The organism is Brevundimonas sp. CURTG3B2_SDJG, assembly GCF_057364705.1.
In genome coordinates this window covers 1-747 of the sequence record NZ_JBNFOJ010000550.1, presented here as the reverse complement: position 1 = coordinate 747, position 747 = coordinate 1, and the positions used below count along the sequence as shown (strand labels likewise).

Annotated in this window: 1 protein-coding gene; it reads right to left on the bottom strand. The window is 74.0% G+C overall.

Features of this window, described 5'->3' with window-relative positions:
- Nucleotides 1–747: MFS transporter (locus AC2W7C_RS18620; RefSeq protein WP_486002671.1), on the bottom strand; the 747-nt coding region annotated here is incomplete at both ends.

Here is a 747-nt window from a genome sequence, read left to right as displayed (position 1 = left end):
GACAACACCGAGCTGAGCGTCTGGGCGGGCGGTCTGGCTGTCGCGGGGCGCCAGCGCTCGACGATCTGGACGCGGCCAGGAGGTGGCCGCGAAGGTCAGGGCGTGCCAGCGCCTGCAGCGGCCACAGCAGCCAGAGCGGCGGCGCCAGGGCCATCGCGCTCCAACGGACGACGGCGGTCGCCGAGCCCGCGACCAGCAGGCTCCAGGGGCCCAGGCCGATCCGCCGCCGCCAGGGCTCGAAGATCCACATCAGGGCGATCTCGACCACCACGCCGAAGGCCCAGAGCTGGCCGGTCACGGCCTCGCTGATCCCCTGCGCCTTCCACAGGATGGCCGAAAAGCCGTACTGGAAGGCGTGGGCCGCCTGAACCGCGCCGACGGCGAAGATGGCGGTCATGAAGACCGGATCGGCCAGCAGCCGGCCCAGGCCGCGGAACCGGTCCCGCCCCCTGAGCGGCGCCCCCTCTCCCACCGGCTCGTCCGGCAGGATGAAGGCCCCCGCCAGGCCGATGGCGAGGCCCAGGACGGTGACCCAGACGACCACGACATCGACCGGCGCGCGGAGCAGCAAGGCGCCCATGGCGACGTTGGCGGCGACGAAGGCCGCCGAGCCGAATCCCCTCGGCAGGGCGAAGGTGAAGCCGTCGCGGGCCGCCAGCCGCAGGGTCAGCACGTCGCTGAGCGGGATCAGCGCCGCCGCCGCAGTCGCGCCCAGGAACCAGCATGCGCGCGCGCCGGGAAGGCCTC